Below are 17866 nucleotides of genomic sequence, written 5' to 3' on the forward strand. Positions count from 1 at the left end.
GGCCTTTAAGGCATCCAGAATGATCATCTGAAGTCCCCCCTACTTATCATCGATGCACCAAAGCCTGCGCGCTTCTAGAGGAGGGGCACTTCAGTGCTAAGGACCATTTCTAGAGTGGGGCACCAGCAGAGGACAAATATGAACCACAGAATATTGGTTACCGGGTCGTCCGGGCTTCTCGGTACTGCACTCACTTCGGCACTGTCAATCAGAGGGAGTGAAGTGGTCCCCTTTGACCTCCGCGCTCTCGGTGACGCGTGGGGGGATATCCAGGACCGTAATGGTATCCAGGATGCTCTCGCGGGCGTGGATGGCATTATTCATCTCGCTGCAGTATCCCGTGTTATCTGGGGCGAACGGGACCCTGAGCTCTGCTGGGCAACAAACGTTGGTGGGCTACGGAACGTGCTTGATGCTGCTCAGAAATCCACCCACAAACCGTGGCTGATCTTTGCTAGCAGCCGCGAGGTCTACGGGCAGCCGGATAGACTTCCGGCGAATGAGCATTGTCCACTGCGTCCCGTCAACATCTACGGGCGTTCTAAGCTCGAAGGCGAAGCGCAAGTCAGGGAGGCACGGCGCGCCGGATTACGAGCTTGTACCATTCGCCTTTCAAACGTATTTGGCTCCACGGAGGATTATAACGATCGAGTCGTCCCCGCCTTCGCCCGCGCGGCCGCGATGGGGCAGGATCTGCGCGTCGACGGGCTCAACCATACGTTCGACTTCACGCACATCGATGACGTCACCCGTGGCATTGTCGCCCTGACTGAGTTGCTCTTAGCTGACGAGCCCGCGCCTCTTCCCATTCACTTCGTCAGTGGTAGGCCGACTACGCTCGGCGAACTCGCAAGTCTCGCGGTACGGTTTGCTCAATCCAACTCCAGGGTCCGACTGGCAGACCCCCGGGACTTCGACGTTGCGCGCTTTTTCGGCAATCCAGCTAGGGCGAAGGCACAACTTGGTTGGCAACCGCGCGTCCGGCTCGAGGATGGAGTCGCCAGATTGGTCAACGCTTTTAGTGAGGCGTCCCAGAGAGTCGACTTGCCAGAGGTGGAGTTATGAAAATCCTCAAGGTCATTCATGGCTACCCGATGCGGTACAACGCAGGCTCCGAGGTCTACAGCCAAACACTGTGTCATGGACTCGCGGAGCGTCACGAGGTCCATGTCTTTACGCGTGAAGAGGACGCCTTCGCACCCGATTTCCGGCTTCGTACGGAGCCAGATGCGGACGATAATCGCATCACCTTGCACTTGGTCAACAATCCCCGCTTCAAGGATCGGTACCGCGCGACCGGAGTCGATCAGCGCTTCGCTGAGGTGTTGGATCGCGTGAATCCCGATATCGTGCATGTCGGTCACCTGAACCACCTCTCCACCTCGCTCCTGCGTGAGGCGGCGCTTCGTGAGGTTCCCATCGTCTTCACGCTCCACGACTACTGGCTCATGTGCCCTCGTGGTCAGTTCATGCAAATGTTCCCTGAAGATCCGGACAACCTCTGGGCGTCTTGCGATGGACAGGAAGACCGAAAGTGCGCCAAGCGATGCTACGCCCGTTACTTCAGCGGAGCGCCGGATGAGTTGGACGCCGACATCGACTACTGGACCGGCTGGGTCGCTCGGCGCATGGGTCACGTCCGTGAGGTGACCGAACTCGTGGACACTTTCATTGCACCCTCCCGATACCTCCACGATCGATTCCGAGACGACTTCGGGCTGCCCGGGCGCAAGCTGGTCTATCTCGACTACGGTTTTGCGCAAGAGCGGATGGCTGGACGACGCCGCGTCGAAGGGGAGCCTTTCACGTTCGGCTACATCGGCACCCATATACCGGCGAAGGGCATACACGACCTTCTTCGAGCCTTCGGTTCAATAGGGGGCAATGCGCGCCTTCGTATCTGGGGGCGGCCCCGTGGACAGGATTCGGAGTCGCTCAAGCGCATCGCGGAATCGCTTCCCCCAGACGTGGCAAGTCGGGTCGAGTGGCTCTCCGAGTACCGCAACCAGGCGATCGTTCGGGATGTCTTCGATCATTGCGACGCTATTGTTGTCCCGTCCGTATGGGTCGAGAACTCGCCGCTCGTCATCCACGAGGCCCAACAGGCACGTGTACCTGTCGTGACAGCCGACGTTGGCGGGATGGCGGAGTATGTCCACCACGAGGTCAACGGCCTGCTTTTTGAACACCGCTCGGCCACCGCTCTTGCCGAGCAGATGCAGCGTCTGGTCGATACACCCGGGCTCGCCGAGCGACTCGGAGCGCGCGGTTACCTCTACTCTAACTCGGGCGACATCCCGTCGGTCGAGCAGCACGTCAGGGACGTCGAGGCGATCTACGCGCGTGAGCTTGAGCGGCATGCTTCCGCGCGCGTCCCCCGGCAGCCTGGACCGTGGCGCATCACCTTCGACGCCAACCCTGATACCTGCAATATGCGGTGCATCATGTGCGAGGAACATTCTCCACACAGCCCACTTCAGAAGCGCCGCAAGCAAGAGGGTCGGCCTCGACGGCTGATGCCATTCGAGATGATTGAGCGCGTGGTCGCCGAGGCGGCCCCGCATGGGCTCCGCGAGATCATCCCCTCGACCATGGGTGAGCCTCTCTTGTATCAGCACTTCGAAGGCATCCTCGAGCTCTGCCATCGCTTTGACGTCAAGTTGAACCTGACCACCAACGGCACATTTCCCAGACTCGGCGCCTGGGCTTGGGCAGAGCGGATCGTGCCGGTCTCTTCGGACGTGAAAATTTCCTGGAACGGCGCGACCAAGGCGACCCACGAGGCCATCATGCTGGGGAGCCGCTGGGAAAAAGTCGTCGAAAACGTCCGTGAGTTCATCGCGGTGCGGGATGCGCACGCTGAGGCCGGTGGCAACCGTTGTCGTGTCACCTTCCAGCTGACCTTCCTCGAGGCGAACGTCGAAGAACTCGCCGACATGGTGCGACTGGCGGTCGATCTTGGCGTCGATCGTGTGAAGGGGCATCACCTCTGGACGCACTTCGACGAGATCCGGGATCAGTCGATGCGGCGTAGCACCGAGGCAATCGAGCGCTGGAATCGTGCAGTCCTCGCCGCGCGCGAGGCAGCTGCCGAGAGAGCCCTCCCGAGCGGGAAGCACATCCTTCTAGAAAACATCTTTTTGCTAGACGCTACAGCGACGGAAGATCTCGCACCCGGCGGCCCTTGCCCCTTTCTCGGGCAGGAGGCGTGGGTGAGTGCGCAGGGTCGCTTCGACCCCTGCTGTGCCCCTGATGCACAGCGCCGAACCCTCGGAGAATTCGGCAACCTTCATGAGCAGAATTTAATGGCTATCTGGAACGGTGACGCCTACCGCGAACTCGTGTCGACTTATCGAAACCGCTCACTCTGTCTTGGCTGCAACATGCGTAAGCCCCCCGGGGGTGAAGTATGAGTTGGCGGTCTCTCCATGTCTCGCCCTGTGGTACGCACCATATCCACGAAGATGGTCAAGTCGCCTACGAAGAATGCTTCGACGAGGTGCATAAATTCCACCCGCCAGGGCTGGCCCCTGTACACCGTGGTGGGCAGGCCTGGCATATACAAGACGATGGCTCTCCCGCTTATGACCGGCGCTTCGTCAGAACTTTCGGGTTCTATGAAGGGCTCGCATCGGTCATCGCCTCAGATGGCTGGTGCCACATCACGCCTGATGGCCAGGATGCCTATCCCGGACGACACGCCTGGTCCGGTAATTTCCTCCAAGGCCGGTGCGCCGTGCGCGACGACGATGGCGCTTACTACCACATTACCCCCGCGGGTAATGTCGTCTACCCGGAACGGTGGCGCTATGCCGGTGACTATCGTGACGGGCTGGCGGTCGTTCAAGCGGGCGATGGGCACTCGACGCATATCGATCTTGACGGAAAGCTGGTTCACGGGCGTTGGTTCGTCGACCTTGACGTGTTCCACAAGGGGTTCGCCCGAGCTCGAGATGACGAGGGCTGGATGCACGTCGACCTCCAGGGCCGACCGGGCTACATGAGACGCTTCCAGGCCGTCGAGCCGTTCTACAACGGGCAAGCGCGTGTTGAGTGCTTCGATGGGGCGCTTGAAATCATCGATGAAAGCGGGGCAACGATGGTCACGCTGCGTCCTCCGCGGAGGTCGGAGTTCGCTGAGCTCTCCGCATACATGGTGGGCTTCTGGCGCACCCAGACCATCGGCGCCGCCGTTGAACTCGGTGTAATCGAGGCGTTGCCGGCGACCGAGTCGGAGGTCACCGACCTGTGCCGGCTACGAAACGATGGTGCAGGACGTCTGCTGCGAGCTCTGGGTGAGATGGGAATCGTTGCGCGAAACGCCAACCATTGGGCGCTTACTCAACGTGGTGAGTTTCTTCGGGCCGATCATCCGCTCACGCTAGCCGATGCAGCGATCGAGTACGCAGGGCCGTTCTCCGAGATGTGGGGCCAACTCCCGGAGGCTTTACGTCGTAACTCCACTTGGAACGCTCCTGACGTGTTCGACGAGGTTGCGCATGATGAGATGCGCTGCGTTGGCCACCACCGCATGTTGCGGAGCTACGCGCGCCATGACTATGCCGAGATTAGTCGTGCTCTTCAGCTACGGGGAAACGAGCGCGTCGTTGATGCGGGTGGAGGCTTTGGAACCCTTGCCCAGTTGGTTCTCGCTGCACATCCATTGACTCAGGTAACGGTTCTGGAGCGACCGGAAGTCGTGGCAATGGCACAAACGTTGATCCCTGGTTTGGAGTGGCGGCGTGGGAACCTGTTCGAACCATGGGGCCTCGACGCGGACGCGGTTATTTTGTCGCGAGTGCTCCACGACTGGGACGATGCCGAGGCAATCCAGATTCTGAAGCACGCACATGCCGTACTACCTCCGGGAGGGCGGCTCTATATCGTCGAGATGCTGCTCTCTGAGGAGGGGGTGGCCGGAAGTCTGTGCGACCTACATCTGCTTATGGCAACCGGAGGTCGTGAGCGGTCGGCAGCACAGTTCCGTCGACTGCTTGCGCAGGCGGGGTTTGAGTGCACCGCAGTGCAAAGGCTGGCGGCTCTCCCTACCCTTATTGTGGGGTGTCGTCATGACTGAAGTGCAGTCGTTGATCCCGCCTTCGATGTGGCGCCATCTCGAGCGCATACCAATCGATCGCCCCGTCGCTATGCTCCTCAGGCACTCGGTTCGCGACCAGATACCTCCCGGCGACGTGGGCTACAACATCCCCATCACGGATATCGGGCACGGCCTTGCGCGCGAGTTAGGCGCATGCCTGCTTGGCCGACTGCGGTCGCTTCACTCTAGCCCCTTGCCTCGCTGCCTCCAGACTGCCGAGGCAATCGCGGGGGGCGCAGGTGCCGAGCTGGTCATCACCCCGGACCGGCTTCTCGGTGACCCGGGCGTGTACGTCCTCGATGGTTCGCGCGCCTGGATGAATTGGGAGGAGCTTGGTCATGAGGGTGTGATGCGCCACCTCGTGAAGGAGGCTACAGCGCTCTCGGGAATGGCGCGACCCGACGAGGCAGCTCGTTTCCTGGTGCAGACGATGCTCGGCACAGCGACCAACCGCCCCGGCGTACATATCTTCGTGACACACGACTCGCTTGTGACCGCAACTGCTGCTCGGCTCCTCGGTGAACCCCTGGGTCTAGAAGAATGGCCTGAGTTCCTTGAAGGTGCTTTCTTCTGGGCAGAGGAAGATGGTGTTCACACCATCTACCAAGACCGCGAGGCTGTACTAACCGGTCCGCTATGTAGCCTCGCCGACGGTGACGTAATTGAATGTGCTCGGCGCGAAATCGCCGGGACGGTTGGGTTGGACACGGGAGCACACTTCTTTCTAGCTGGTGGGGCATTCAAGTCGTTGCTGACCGGTCGTCCGCCACGAGATATCGATGTATGGGCAGCGACAGAGCACGATCGAAGCCTTGTCATCGACTCGTTGCTGTCTCGCGGGGCACGAATAGCATGCTCGGGTCCGTTCGCGGACGCCTTCGAGCTCGCCGGCCGGGTAATCGACATTCCACACAATACCGAGTCGGATACGTTATCTAAGCTGCTGGCATGCTTCGACATCGGTTTATCAGCTGTGGGCGTTGAGCATCGAGCAGACGGCACCTGGTCGTCGCTGGTGCACCCACTTGCGATCGAGTCGGTTCGTCGACGCGAGGTTAGACTTCTCAAGCCTTTGGCGAACTCGAAGTACGCACTCACCACCCTAGAGCGGATGCGCCAGTATGCTCGCGAACTAGGCTTTGCAGTATCTCCCGAAGAGGAGGCAGAGGTCTGGCGCGTCTTCGAGGATCAGGCCGGTGACCTCCGCGCGGAGATGGTCGAACGCTTCCGACGCACCAGCTCAGGCGGCTATGGCGTCATGGAGGAGGTTGCATGCCGGTTTCCTTGATCGCTGCGATTGATCCGCAAGCGGGGTAGAACTCCATTAAATATCGCTCCTTCGGGGGCTTCATGGATGATGCCACGGGTTTTACAGAGCCTCTGAGAAGTACAAAAAGAATTCACATGAAATGATGGCGCCCCGCCGGGCAGTCAGATGTTCTCTCCGTCTTTATGTTCGTTTAGCGATTTGCTTGCTATTGAAGGCCTGCGCTTCACGGTAAGTCGCGGTGAGCAAAAAAATGAAAGTGGTATCAACGAAGCCGGTGCTGCCCCTTTGGGGCAGCACCGGTATATGCTGCGACATGGAATCACAGATACCCCAGCTCAGCAAAGGATGAGCACCCTTCGGCCCCGACCACGATGTGATCGATGACGCGGATCTCCACTAGCCCCAGTGCTTCTTTCAGACGCTGGGTGATGCGCCGGTCGGCGTCACTGGGCTCGGGGTCGCCCGAGGGGTGGTTGTGCACCAGGATCACTGCCGCGGCGTTGTGCGCCAAGGCACGCTTGACCACTTCGCGAGGATAGACACTGGCCGAGTCAATGGTCCCCCGGAACAGCGTCTCGAAGTGGATGAGGCGATGCTGGGTGTCGAGGAACAGGGCACTGAACACCTCGTGCTCATAACCCTGGAAGAGCACCTGCAGGTAGTCGAAGACCAGGTCCGGCCGGGTGAGCTTGCGACCTCTGGCCAGCCGCCGTCTGGCAAAGGCCTGGGCGATGCTGACCAGCTCCGCCTCGGTGATCGGCGCGGTGATGTCATAGGTGCCGGCGATTTCGCCGGCCTTGAGCTTGCGGTGGTTCATGGTCGTTCTCCTCAGGCAGCCATCACCAGCGCCATGCGGCGCTCCAGTTCCGCGTAGAACGCCTCGACCCGCTCGGCGAGGGTGCGGATCATCGCCTCGTCGCGGTAGGCCCGCTTCACGAACAGCGGCATCCCCGGCCAGTAGCTGACGAAGTCGATCCACTCTCGCTCGCTGACCCACAGCCCGCCCTGGCACTGGGCGACATGCTCCTGGGGCAGCTCTCCCTCGAGCAGCAACTCGATCTGGTACTTGGGCAGCTTGGTCTTGATCTCGACCAGGCCGCGGCTGTCAACCAGGCAATCCGGGGAATAGCCCACGCCGTGGTTGAGGATGATGCCGACCTGCTCCAGCCAGGGCAGGCCGGTGGCCTCCTGGTAGAGCTCGCGGGCCACGGGCTCCAGTTCATGGCCCCGCTGGGTGTGGGCATTGCCCGGGAAGGCATCGGAGGGCTCACCGGTGATGCGTTCACCGATCAGCTGATGCATGTAGCTCAGCGCGCCGGCACCGAAGCCTGCCGGCCCCTTGCCCTTGACCAGCAGGGTCTTCAGCTCGGACATGGTGACGATGCCCAGACGCGCGGCATGCCACTCGGGCGTGCCCTGTTCCAGTGTCAGGATCTGCATGATGATCTCCTTCTTGATAACACGGCATAGGCGGCGAGGGGCTGCCCCCTCGCTGGCCGGTCAGTGACGTTGACGGTTAGGCTGGGCCCGTTTCTGTAGGGAGGCCCGCAGCTTGTCGAAGTCGCCGCGCGGTACCTGCTCGGCCTCGCCGTACTTGCCGACGAACCATTCCTGGGTGGCGGGAGGACAGACGGCAATCAGCTGCCGGAGCTGTCCCGCCTGGAAGGGCGTGACGAGCTTGACCGGGGCGGCGGCATGGCCGTTGTCGTCCTGGCCGCGGGTGGTGATGTTGAGCAGGGCGCAGAGCACGTAGCGCTTGCCGTAGCTGGTCGAGGAGCCGAAGGCCTGCACGGCGTTCTTGCTGCCGCTGGTGTCCGCCGGCAGCAGCATGCTGGTCTCCTCACGGTGACCGTCCTGGTGCATCAGCACCCCGGTCACCTGGATGCCGCGCTCCTGGGTCTGGATCCGGAAACTCACCGCGAAGCCGTGCTTCTGCATGATCGGGCGTACGGTGTCGACGATGTCCTCCAGGGTGGCGTAGGCGCCGTTGTTGCCCTGGCCGCGTTCGGCGATGCTCGGTAGCTCCGTCTGCATGGCCGCCATGGCGGCGCTGTAGGCCATCAAGGCCTGCCGATCGAGCACCCGCTCTTGCATCTGCAGCAGGCGCTCCATCTTGTCGATGTCGACCTCGGGGTTGAGGGCGGCCCGCTCGATCACCTGGATGATCGCGGTGCTCTCCTGCAGGGACTGGGTGACGGGTGCCTTGCCATTGGCATCGGGGTGGATGGGAGTGGCCATGGGGACCTCCTTACTGGTAGCGGTTGATGACGTCCTGGAGCTGGTCGGTAGGGACCGGCTCCAGCGACACGACCACGCGGTAGAGATGGCCCTTGGCCAGCACGTGGGTCTGGGCTTGGTGCTCCCTGGCCTCCAGCAGCTGACGGGTCAGCTGGGTCAGGGCGCGGCAGATCTCGAATGTCATGGGCGGTTGCATCGGTACTTCCTGAAACGCAAACGCCCGGCCGTGGTGGGCCGGGCGCTATGCCGTGGTATGGGAACAATGGATTACGACGGTGAGTCAGGGAGCGAGCCGTGACACAAGGCTCCCTGAGGATCAGCCCACCAACGCCATGGCCGACGCCAGGGCCTTGTCCTTGAGGCTGGCTCCCTGGCCGAACCAGGCGGAATCCATGCGATAGTCGTTGCTGCGTGCGCGCTTGTCGTGGTCGACGTACTCGGTGATGGCGTTGAGCAGGCCCCAGGCGGTGCCCTGGGCGGTACACAGCCGGGCGCCACGCCCCTCGCCATGGAACAGCTTCTGCACGCGGTTGAGTGCCCGCACGTTGGGCAGCTTGGAGGGATCGTCCAGCGGTGCCTCGGCGTTGCAGATCACCGACTGGAAGTAGCTCTTGATCTCCTCCTGGCTGACCTTGCGCTCGGCCAGGGTCTTCATGCGGTACATGAAGTCGTCCCACTGCGAGACCGAGATGCCCAGCTGCTGCTTGACCCGCTGGGGATCGAATTCAGTGCTGTGCGGCACCTTCACGCCCTGGGCCATGCCGTCCACGGCGATGGTCAGGGTGTTGTTGCACACCACCCGCACCGAGGTCGGGGTCGCCACCGTCGCCAGCGAGCCATCACAGGAGGTCGCCAGCAGCAGGTAGGCGTTGACCTGGTCCTGGCCCTTGAGGGCGGTACCCAGGCCGCTGCGGGCCAGCGCCCAGAACTTGCGCCCGCCCTTGAGCACCCCGGCGGTCTCCAGCTCATAGCCGGCGTACTCGGTCAGGTCCCGGTAGAACTCCAGGACTTCCTCCGGCTGCACCACCTTGTAGCGTTGGGAGACCACCGACAGTGGCGTCCGGGTGTCGGAGCGGTAGAGCACCTTCTGTTCCGGGAAGGAGTGGATGCTGCCGAGGTGGCCGGCGCCATCGGCGATGAAGCGCACCGGGGAGGCCTCGATGTGCCAGTCCATGCCGGCCTGCTGACGCCAGACCTCCAACGGTTGATGTCGCGACAGCTGCTGCCCCAGGCCATGCCAGGGGGTGTCGCCGACGTAGGCCATTTGCTCGACCAGATGTGCCATAGGTCTATCTCCTTGATTCATAAAAGCACGGCATAGCGGCCCGCCACCCCATGGCAGCGGGCTGATGTATGTCAGGAAGGTTGGAAATCAAAATGATGTGGAGGGGGGGTCAGTCCCCCAGCGGGCGGAAAGTGTGGCTGCAATCACCACACTGATGATTTTCGAGCAGCGTGTCGTCGAGTTGTGCGCCAAGGCGCGCGCCGGTGACACCGCCTGCGGCACAGCCAATCAGGCCACCCATAACGGCGCCGGTGATGCTCCCGAGGCTGATACCGACCGGGCCAGCAAACGCGCCTACGAGAGCACCGGCCCTGGCACCACTCAGTGCCCTTGCCAATCCCGAGGCGGTGCCAACAGTAGCGCCTGCGACACCAAAGACCTTGCGGCCATGGTGCCGAAAGATGATATGGGTAGAGCCACAGCTTGGGCAGCTTGTGGACATGGCATGACCTCCATGATGACGGTTGAGAACATTCAGTCGTCTAGTGCTTCATGGAGGTAGTATGGGGCTGAGATTTTTTTGAATCATATTGAGACGGGATCTAACCCCGACAAGACGGGAGCGCATAACGCTAGTTTTCAATCGGTCTAAAGAAAATATTCCCCAGAAAATCCATGCATCGACTGAACGATCTCCAGGAAACACCCCTTATAGAAGTAAAAAGAATTTAGGATATATTTATTATTACAAACAAGAAGTCCTGTAAATAAACAGAACCCCTTCAGTGATCTAAGGATCACTCGGGGGAGAGTAAGACGATTGGGCTGGGAGTAAACATGCAAAGCGTAGATAGCCCTTCGAGCTGACGAGCAACGTCAGCGTCATGCGCAGCATGGGGATCAATGAGTTAAAAGAAAGATTAATAATATTCTGGGTGCATGTAATTTTTTAAAGCATGTGAGAATGTTAAGAGCGAATTCATTCACCCACACGAGATTTACCCATGACTCCCTTTGATGACGGCAACCTCACACCGTTGAATGACGATATCATCAGCGAAGACGCCATGCGGGCGATCATGCTGGAGGCTGCACCCTCCGACGAGCTTATTGGCATGACGACGGCTGCTGGAACCACGGAATACATCGAGAATGATCAAGCGTGGCTCAACGAATTGATTGCGGTCGATAAGAAACTCAAGGCCTGCTGCGTTGAGACCCGTTACCTGGATGTGTCCATGCTGGCCCAGCCGGTTGCGTACAATAGCGATAGCTATGCACTACGAGGCGACCCACTGCTCGACACTCTTATTGAAGCCTTCGTGGAGCTCGAGGAAATTTTTAATCGTTCATCGATTGGCCAGCTTTACCGTCCCAGTCCATACGCTGAAAGCTTTCTATGTTCTTTCAGGGGTTGTGTATTCCTGCACACCTGCATCGATACCGACATGCCCTTCATGTCTTGGACCGATGCCGAGAGCACGGTGAGCGATCTCAACAACCGGCTACGGAACTGGCGGGCTTACATATGGACCAAAAACTTCAAATACCAGTGCAATAAGGGCTATAGAAACAGTCGAGAAAATCGAAACAGCATGAATGGGTGGGTTAGCGATTTATTTCAAGTGAACGCCTACCTCCAGGTGATACGAGTTGACGTTGGCTACCGGAAAGAGATCGCGACCAGTGTTCCGTACGCGTTTGCCAATGACCACCGTGCGAAGCTGTGTAAAGCCATTCATTACCACCCGATATTTAAGCACATCATAGGCTATGCTTGGAAGCTGGAGTGGGGGAAAAGCAGAGGGTTTCACTACCACCTGCTGTTCTTCTTCGATGCATCAAAAGTTAAGAGAGATGTGATACGAGCTCAATGGATCGGCGAACTCTGGAGCAAGGCAATCACAAATGGAGATGGCACCTACTACAACTGCAATTTCAATGCTGAAAAAAAATACCGCTACAACGCACTCGGAAAAATGAGTTATTACGATGCTGAAAAGCGCGTAGGCCTCCAATACCTTATCAATTACCTGACCAAGGTCGATGAGTACGCCTCTTTAGCGGTTTCGGGTAAGACCTTCTTTCATAGCAGGACACCACAATTACCCAATGGGCCGTGCCGCGGACGGCCTCGTGAGTATCAGTCGGTATTTTAAGGCGCCGTGCCACGTCACATTTTTACTTCCCGGGACTCCGTCAGCCACGGACTCACTAGGTCATAACCCCCGAAAATTGGGAGTTATTCGCCCACGCCTATGGTATGGCACGACATTGCCGTCGTGCCTTACCCAAACCCAACAGGAGTTCATCATGACAGAAAGCTTTGCCGATCGCTGGGTACGCGACTTCGAAGCTAACCACCCTGAGAAAGCCAGAGCAAGATATACAACTTCCTCACCACTCGGCTCGTCACTTCCCTCGCCAGCGTGTCCAGCGCGACCAAGGGTGGCAACGACCTCTGCTCTACCGCCCTCTAGGAGTGGTGAGCCGTGGGATGCACAAACGTTCTCACCGACACCCCGGCCCGCCATACTTCCTGCTTGTCAAAACGCTCAGGCCATCGTCCAGGCGGCGATTGCGCTGCGCCATGATGGAGGGCTCACGCAAGCGGAGTTCGCCTGCCGGTTAGGGATCAACGTACGTACCTGGCAAGAGTGGGAGCAGGGTCGACGGCTGCCTTCGGGGGTCGGCCATGCCCTGCTCAGACAGTGGGTAGAGACCCACCAAAGCGATGGAGATTGAGACATCGAGGTGGAATATAAGCCAACATGGGCACCAAAAGATACCGGTTTGCATGTTTTTTGATTTTCTAAAGGCACAATGTCTAGCCTTGTACCTGTCCTCAGACTCTCGTTAGCCCATTGCTACTGCTGGCGAGACGCATCGCATGAGGCACGCCAGCGCCCATAGGGACCACGTTTCTCGAGAGGTACGAGCTGAATCCCGAAAGTCTCGAGCAAGGCCCGGCTCTGCTTGAACTTGGCCGCCAACCCTCGGGATGTGGCAGGCCAGGCACCTGATGGATCAGGTTCAGGGCGATAACCATCGAGCAACGCAAGCCAATCCTTGACTGTGGCCTCTATCTGTCCATCATCCGACTCATCGATGACACTCTTCACTGCCATTGCGATAGGATTCTCCTCCAGCTCATAATCACGACGACTTTGCTGGTTAGCCCGAAATTGTTGCCAGAATTCGTCAGTCTCTCGACCCAGTGCACCTGCCACCAACACACCTATCCGGCATAGGTCTCGCAAACCGCCATAGCGGTCGAATTGCCGATCATTTTCAACATGGCTCCAGAATTGGTTAACATGACCAAATACTCGGAGCAGGCCGTGAAAGATGGTTGCCTCCGCCATGTTGGGGGCTAGCTCAGGACGACCATGCGTGGATCCACTTTCCCCACTACAGATCTCTATACTTAGGGTGGAGTCTGCCAGAGGTGCATAGGTCGCCACACTCTCAACACTGTTGAGCATGACTGGACAGCGGACATTAATATCCACACCCGTTCGTTTGTCTTTGGTTCGCCATTCCACCACCTTACCTTGCATGAGGGTGAGCAGACCTTTCTGTTGTGTATCAGACAGCTTATCAACTTGATGGAAGCTCAGCAGATAATGGCACTGAGCACGAATATCCAACTGCTTGAGCGTTTTGGGAACTTCCCTCTCAAGCAGACAGCTTGCCGGGTCGAGCACGCGCTTGAGTATCTGCTGGGTCTCAGCTAATCCAGGAGTCGGTTCACCTAACAACTCAAGCATGACGGAAGAGCTATCTGATCGCCAGACCATGACCATCCAGGCGATCACCAACAGATCACTGCCCGTAGGGAGTAATGTGATATCGAATAAAGTATTAACTATGAGAGGGTGGGTATTCCCAATGTTCTCGGGCACAATTATCGGTAAGCTTTCGCGAGGCAAGACATGTGGAATATCCACCCACCTCTGGTAGGTAGGCAGACCCGGAAAAAAAACAAGGCAGTTATTCCCCGTAGCTAGATAACGTTTTCCAGTATATGAGTCAACACCTGCTCGGCCGTAGAACGGAAGATTTTGGGTTGGGTAAGAACTGTTAATAAAAATACTAATGGCCGACTTAATGACACCAAAAGAGATATCCTGCTGCCTCCCTGCGGATGCTCGCCAATAAGAAACTTTCACTCTCTCAAGAATTTTTTGGTCCGTATAAGGCAAGGTCTCCCCTGTATCCTTATCGGTTAAAAGCGAGTTTCGAGACTCATTTTGGGTCAGATAAAATTGACCTTGCAGCATAGAAACTACATCCGCCACTTGCCTGTCTCGACGGGTTTGCTTTAGCTCTTGGCTCGGCCCAGGAAAAGCCATACCCCCAGTTTCCGGATATATAGTCAGATCAGTACCTAGCGTTCTACCAGGCGAGGGGATATCTGATAAATTTTGTAAGTTGAAATCTCTCCACAAAGACTTTACAGCGACCGGAGGATCGACTGGGTCAGGCCGGCAGTAATGGTATGTCACTTCGGAAGATGGAGTATACAGATTGGCATCAGCCCTTGGTGAATCTTCTGAGACATCATCAGGCTTGTCAGATAACACCTGCTTGGCCATTTCACGCATATGTTCGCGCAGTCCATCCCTCCCCCTACGAAAACGAGCATTGCTCCCCTCGTCATCCTCAAAGGGAGCATCGCCGTTTTTCTGCCTGTGATCCGTCATCCCCTACCTCTTGCGTGCTGCGTCATCGAATATCACTCAAAGCCTATCACAGGGATCGCTAACATCGTCTCTTACTAAAGAAACGCTGCACAAATCCCGCCACAGCTTCCTGACAGTCGTCGGCGGGGTAACATCTGGCCACCCTGTCACCACCTGACCGACCCACCCGATGAAGCAGATCTCGTTCGCCTAGGCATACCAGAACAAGAATAAGATTACCCGTCGAGAGCGATTCCTGTCCCAGATGGAGGCCCTGGAGCCGTGGCAACGGCTGATCGAAGCGCTGTCGCCGTCCTACTTCCGAGCGCCGCCAGCAAAAGCGGGGCTGGCCGCCGATCGTTCTAGAGCGCATGATGCGCATCTACATTTCTCCAGCAGAGGTACGCACTGGATGACGAGTCGCTGAAAGATGCCATCTACAACATCCAGACCATGCGTGACTTCATCGGCATCGATCTGTCCATCGAGGAGTGGCCTGAGTTCGACTTCCACAGCACCCATGAGGTGGGCGCGACCTAATCCCCTTACCCCGAATGCCGACCTGAACGGTCCATGATGAACCATCAAGCCGATATCCCCGAGCGAGTTGCCGAGCGGCGGCAGTTCGATCATACCTTGTGCGTATCGAGGCCAACCTGGAGGCGCTCGACATGCGACTGGCGGCCTATGCTGATGACATCAAGGCGCAGAAGGAGTATCTCTGACGAGTCGCGAGGAGATTGACCATATCGAGAAGATCTCGGCGCGGGAATTCATCAAGTAGGTGGTGATGACCGACGACAACGCCCTGGCCCGACGCCAAAACCTCGAGAAGTTCCGGAGTTCTCCCTACTTCGAGCGCTTCGACTTCGCCCGGGGGGAAGGCCGCTCCGGTCTACATCGGCATTAACCACTTCCACAACGACCTACCGGGTGAGCCGCGTCTACAATTGGCGGGCGCCCATCCTCTCGCTGTTCTACGACTATGAGACCGGCCCCGCCACCTACGAGAGCCCCGAGATCCCGGTTACCGGCGAGACCTTCCTAACCCTGATATTGCACCAGACATGAAAAAGGCGGCTGAAAATCGGTTATAATTCAAGCTCCTACACAAGAATCAACCGCTTCAGCCGCCATGTCAAAATGTATCACGCCGACCGCTTACTTTCCACGCTGTAGAGGCCGTCAGATCATCGCCCGTTTCGATGGCGGTGATGTCACCTCTGACGGCGGTATCCTGCTGCTGCGGCAGCTGGATCGTGAGATGGGCCTGACCCGCGCCGTCGCTCGCCGGCTCAACGATGATCGCGACCCGCACCGCTGCCTGCATCGCACCGAAACTCTGGTCCGACAGGCGTGTTCGGCCTGGCGCTGGGCTATGAGGATCTCAACGACCATCATGCCCTGCGTCACGACATCGCCCTGCAGACCGCCGTCGACACCGATGGCGTGCTGGCCAGCCAGTCCACCCTGTGTCGCTTCGAGCAGCAAGCCGACCGGAACTGGGCGGTCACCATCCACGAGGAGATGATCGAGCAGTTCATCCGCTCGTTCCGGCGGCCACCCAAGCAGCCGCTCTACCTCGACTTCGATGCCACCGACGACCGGGTCCATGGCCAGCAGCTCGGCCGGCACTTCAACGGCTACTACGATCACTACATCTTCTTGCCGCTGTTCGTGTTCTGTGGCGACCAACTGCTGGTCAGCTACCTTCGCCCGGCCTACCGGGATGCCGCTCACCACGCGGGCGCCATCCTCGCCTTGCTGGTCCGGCGGCTGCGCCAGGCATGGCCTGAGGTAAAGGTCGTATTCCGCGGTGACAGCGGCTTCTGCCGCCCGCGGATCCTCAACTGGTGCGACCGCCACGGCGTCGATTACATCATCGGCCTCGCCGGCAACCAGCGCCTGGCCAAGCTGGCCCTGGACATCGACTACGCGTCGGCCCTCCGCTTCGAGAAGACCTGGGAGAAGCAGCGCGTCTTCGGCTTTATCGAGTACGCCGCCGAAAGCTGGAAGAAGCGCCGACGAAAGGTGATCGTCAAATCCGAGACCAGCGTGCGTGGCGTCAACACCCGCTACGTGGTCACCAATCTGCGCGGCTGCAGCGCCGAGTGGCTCTACGATCACCGCTACTGCGCCCGGGGCGAGATGGAGAATCGCATCAAGGAGCAGCAGTTCCTGTTCTCAGACCGCACCAGCTGCCACGAATGGTGGCCAGCCAGAAGGTAGGATTAGAGAAGGGTCTTTGCTTCAACGGCAACGGCTAGAATCGAGCAGTTTTTATCTAATGAAATCAAAGGGAAGGAAGGATTCAGTGGTTGAAGATAGCAATGCCCGCTATCTTCGATGAGCTTGCGGAAGGTGGGGGCTGGCGTGTCCGGAAGTTGAGCGAGCACCAGTTTGCCGGGCACGCTCGTCAATCCTGTATCGAAAAGCACTTTGGTGCCCTCAGGCAGGCTTGGAGACGCTCCAGGAGGGGCCGACATGGCGTCACCTTTGATCTCAAGCCAGAATCCAATGCCTTGTGCCTTGTAGCTACTTGATTCAAAAGAGTTTTTGTTGCGAATGACAGACGAGGTGATAGCGTCCAGTGTGGCCGTCTGACGCCATTCGAGAAAGGGGTAGTTGTATACGTGAGAAGCCGGTTTTTGCCTAGCATTGCTCATCGCATCAATAGCCAAGCCTACTGGAACCAAGACCGACCCCAAGGGGCCCAGTAGGGAGCCTGCTGCACTTATCTTGGCTCCAGTCCTAGTGGGACGAGGGGTGGTCTCCCCGTAAGCAAGATAGCTGGTGGAGGTGCCTAGAGCTTGTGCAATTTTCTCCAGATTGGAGCTTCTTGGTGATTTGCTAGTGCCGTTCAAGATGCGGTGGATAGTAGGTTGAGGCACGTCTGCACGGCGCGCGAGCTCGTTCTCACTCACTTGTGCCGCTTCCATGAGCTCGCGGAGTCTGGCGCCTATCGTGCTCTCATCGGTCATGTTCGGCTGGCTCCAAGTCAAGTCATTGCGTTATACGCAATCGTATTGATAGGGCGGGTCTTTGTCCAGTTTGGCTCTCGTTAAGTGATACTAAGCAAACTGATCCTTGACAGTCAGCGCCTGGGCCTCCTCGTTGCGCTGGATGGTGGCAACGATGTTCTTCATGCCCTCTTAGGGGGCGTGCCTCGGTACCTCCTGGAGCACGTCATCGACCACGTGCACCGCGCTGTCGATCAACAGTTCGATCTCGCCACCCTTTGAAGCGGAACTGCCGCTTTAGCCCGGATGTTGGTAACCGGCTGCTGAACACATCTTCCGCGGAAGGCCTTGTCCGGTGACATTAGGTGCCCACGTAACAATAGATGGGCA

13 protein-coding genes and 2 pseudogenes are annotated in these 17866 nt (G+C 58.5%); 8 read left to right on the plus strand and 7 right to left on the minus strand.

What is annotated here, in order from left to right:
- Positions 1-138: 138 nt before the first annotated feature.
- From OP498_RS10720 to OP498_RS10735, 4 genes are read left to right on the plus strand one after another with little or no spacing between them, the layout of a single operon-like run.
- Complete coding sequence (locus OP498_RS10720; protein ID WP_280553477.1) at positions 139-1065, plus strand: NAD(P)-dependent oxidoreductase; 927 nt, start codon at positions 139-141, stop codon at positions 1063-1065.
- On the plus strand, positions 1062-3413 hold the full coding sequence (locus tag OP498_RS10725) for a glycosyltransferase (RefSeq protein WP_280553481.1): 2352 nt from the start codon (positions 1062-1064) through the stop codon (positions 3411-3413). The genes OP498_RS10720 and OP498_RS10725 overlap by 4 nt, the downstream gene beginning before the upstream one ends.
- Entirely contained in the window at positions 3410-5077 is a 1668-nt protein-coding gene (locus tag OP498_RS10730) for a methyltransferase (RefSeq protein ID WP_280553482.1), read from the plus strand. Before OP498_RS10725 ends, OP498_RS10730 begins: the two co-directional genes overlap by 4 nt.
- On the plus strand, positions 5070-6386 hold the full coding sequence (locus OP498_RS10735; protein ID WP_280553483.1) for a histidine phosphatase family protein: 1317 nt from the start codon (positions 5070-5072) through the stop codon (positions 6384-6386). The genes OP498_RS10730 and OP498_RS10735 overlap by 8 nt, the downstream gene beginning before the upstream one ends.
- A 301-nt stretch (positions 6387-6687) precedes the next feature.
- On the opposite strand, the gene radC is transcribed toward OP498_RS10735, so the two are convergent.
- The 5 genes from radC to OP498_RS10760 form a co-directional block, all read right to left on the minus strand.
- Positions 6688-7185: a DNA repair protein RadC gene (gene radC / locus OP498_RS10740; RefSeq protein ID WP_280553484.1), complete on the minus strand. Its 498-nt coding sequence runs from the start codon at positions 7183-7185 to the stop codon at positions 6688-6690.
- An 11-nt stretch (positions 7186-7196) separates the two neighbouring features.
- Positions 7197-7808, minus strand: coding sequence for a lambda exonuclease family protein (locus OP498_RS10745; RefSeq protein WP_280553485.1), 612 nt, complete (start codon positions 7806-7808; stop codon positions 7197-7199).
- A gap of 60 nt (positions 7809-7868) precedes the next feature.
- Positions 7869-8606 (minus strand): ERF family protein, encoded by a 738-nt coding sequence (locus OP498_RS10750; RefSeq protein WP_280553486.1) that lies wholly within the window; start codon positions 8604-8606, stop codon positions 7869-7871.
- Between the two features lie 10 nt (positions 8607-8616).
- Entirely contained in the window at positions 8617-8802 is a 186-nt protein-coding gene (locus OP498_RS10755) for a hypothetical protein (RefSeq protein WP_089712602.1), read from the minus strand.
- A 120-nt stretch (positions 8803-8922) separates the two neighbouring features.
- Entirely contained in the window at positions 8923-9891 is a 969-nt protein-coding gene (locus tag OP498_RS10760; protein WP_280553488.1) for a DUF932 domain-containing protein, read from the minus strand.
- Between the two features lie 944 nt (positions 9892-10835).
- Here OP498_RS10760 and OP498_RS10765 point away from each other — a divergent pair.
- A complete protein-coding gene (locus OP498_RS10765) occupies positions 10836-11990 on the plus strand; it encodes an inovirus-type Gp2 protein (protein ID WP_280553489.1) in 1155 nt (384 codons plus the stop codon).
- A 708-nt stretch (positions 11991-12698) separates the two neighbouring features.
- Here OP498_RS10765 and OP498_RS10770 read toward each other — a convergent pair.
- Positions 12699-14537 (minus strand): hypothetical protein, encoded by a 1839-nt coding sequence (locus tag OP498_RS10770; protein WP_280553491.1) that lies wholly within the window; start codon positions 14535-14537, stop codon positions 12699-12701.
- 214 nt (positions 14538-14751) lie between these two features.
- Between OP498_RS10770 and OP498_RS10775 the strand changes: the two are divergent.
- From OP498_RS10775 to OP498_RS10785, 3 genes and pseudogenes are all read left to right on the plus strand, one after another.
- Positions 14752-15017, plus strand: a pseudogene (locus OP498_RS10775) (transposase); the annotation flags it as partial.
- Positions 15018-15449: 432 nt separating this feature from the next.
- Complete coding sequence (locus tag OP498_RS10780; protein ID WP_280553493.1) at positions 15450-15587, plus strand: hypothetical protein; 138 nt, start codon at positions 15450-15452, stop codon at positions 15585-15587.
- A 64-nt stretch (positions 15588-15651) separates the two neighbouring features.
- Positions 15652-16745: pseudogene (locus tag OP498_RS10785) on the plus strand (IS1380 family transposase).
- Between the two features lie 2 nt (positions 16746-16747).
- Here OP498_RS10785 and OP498_RS10790 read toward each other — a convergent pair.
- The gene (locus tag OP498_RS10790) at positions 16748-17497 is read right to left on the minus strand and encodes an XRE family transcriptional regulator (RefSeq protein ID WP_280553495.1); all 750 of its coding nucleotides are present in this window, start codon (positions 17495-17497) and stop codon (positions 16748-16750) included.
- Positions 17498-17866: the final 369 nt, after the last annotated feature.

Origin of the sequence: Halomonas sp. 25-S5 (assembly GCF_029889845.1) — a bacterium.
Classification (GTDB): Bacteria; Pseudomonadota; Gammaproteobacteria; order Pseudomonadales; family Halomonadaceae; genus Halomonas.

Excerpts from the sequence above, each read along its gene's own strand:
- OP498_RS10720 (WP_280553477.1), top strand. The coding sequence starts at position 139 with ATGAACCACAGAATATTGGTTACCGGGTCGTCCGGGCTTCTCGGTACT.
- OP498_RS10725 (WP_280553481.1), top strand. The coding sequence starts at position 1,062 with ATGAAAATCCTCAAGGTCATTCATGGCTACCCGATGCGGTACAACGCA.
- OP498_RS10730 (WP_280553482.1), top strand. The coding sequence starts at position 3,410 with ATGAGTTGGCGGTCTCTCCATGTCTCGCCCTGTGGTACGCACCATATC.
- OP498_RS10735 (WP_280553483.1), top strand. The coding sequence starts at position 5,070 with ATGACTGAAGTGCAGTCGTTGATCCCGCCTTCGATGTGGCGCCATCTC.
- radC (WP_280553484.1), bottom strand. The coding sequence starts at position 7,185 with ATGAACCACCGCAAGCTCAAGGCCGGCGAAATCGCCGGCACCTATGAC.
- OP498_RS10745 (WP_280553485.1), bottom strand. The coding sequence starts at position 7,808 with ATGCAGATCCTGACACTGGAACAGGGCACGCCCGAGTGGCATGCCGCG.
- OP498_RS10750 (WP_280553486.1), bottom strand. The coding sequence starts at position 8,606 with ATGGCCACTCCCATCCACCCCGATGCCAATGGCAAGGCACCCGTCACC.
- OP498_RS10755 (WP_089712602.1), bottom strand. The coding sequence starts at position 8,802 with ATGCAACCGCCCATGACATTCGAGATCTGCCGCGCCCTGACCCAGCTG.
- OP498_RS10760 (WP_280553488.1), bottom strand. The coding sequence starts at position 9,891 with ATGGCACATCTGGTCGAGCAAATGGCCTACGTCGGCGACACCCCCTGG.
- OP498_RS10765 (WP_280553489.1), top strand. The coding sequence starts at position 10,836 with ATGACTCCCTTTGATGACGGCAACCTCACACCGTTGAATGACGATATC.
- OP498_RS10770 (WP_280553491.1), bottom strand. The coding sequence starts at position 14,537 with ATGACGGATCACAGGCAGAAAAACGGCGATGCTCCCTTTGAGGATGAC.
- OP498_RS10790 (WP_280553495.1), bottom strand. The coding sequence starts at position 17,497 with ATGACCGATGAGAGCACGATAGGCGCCAGACTCCGCGAGCTCATGGAA.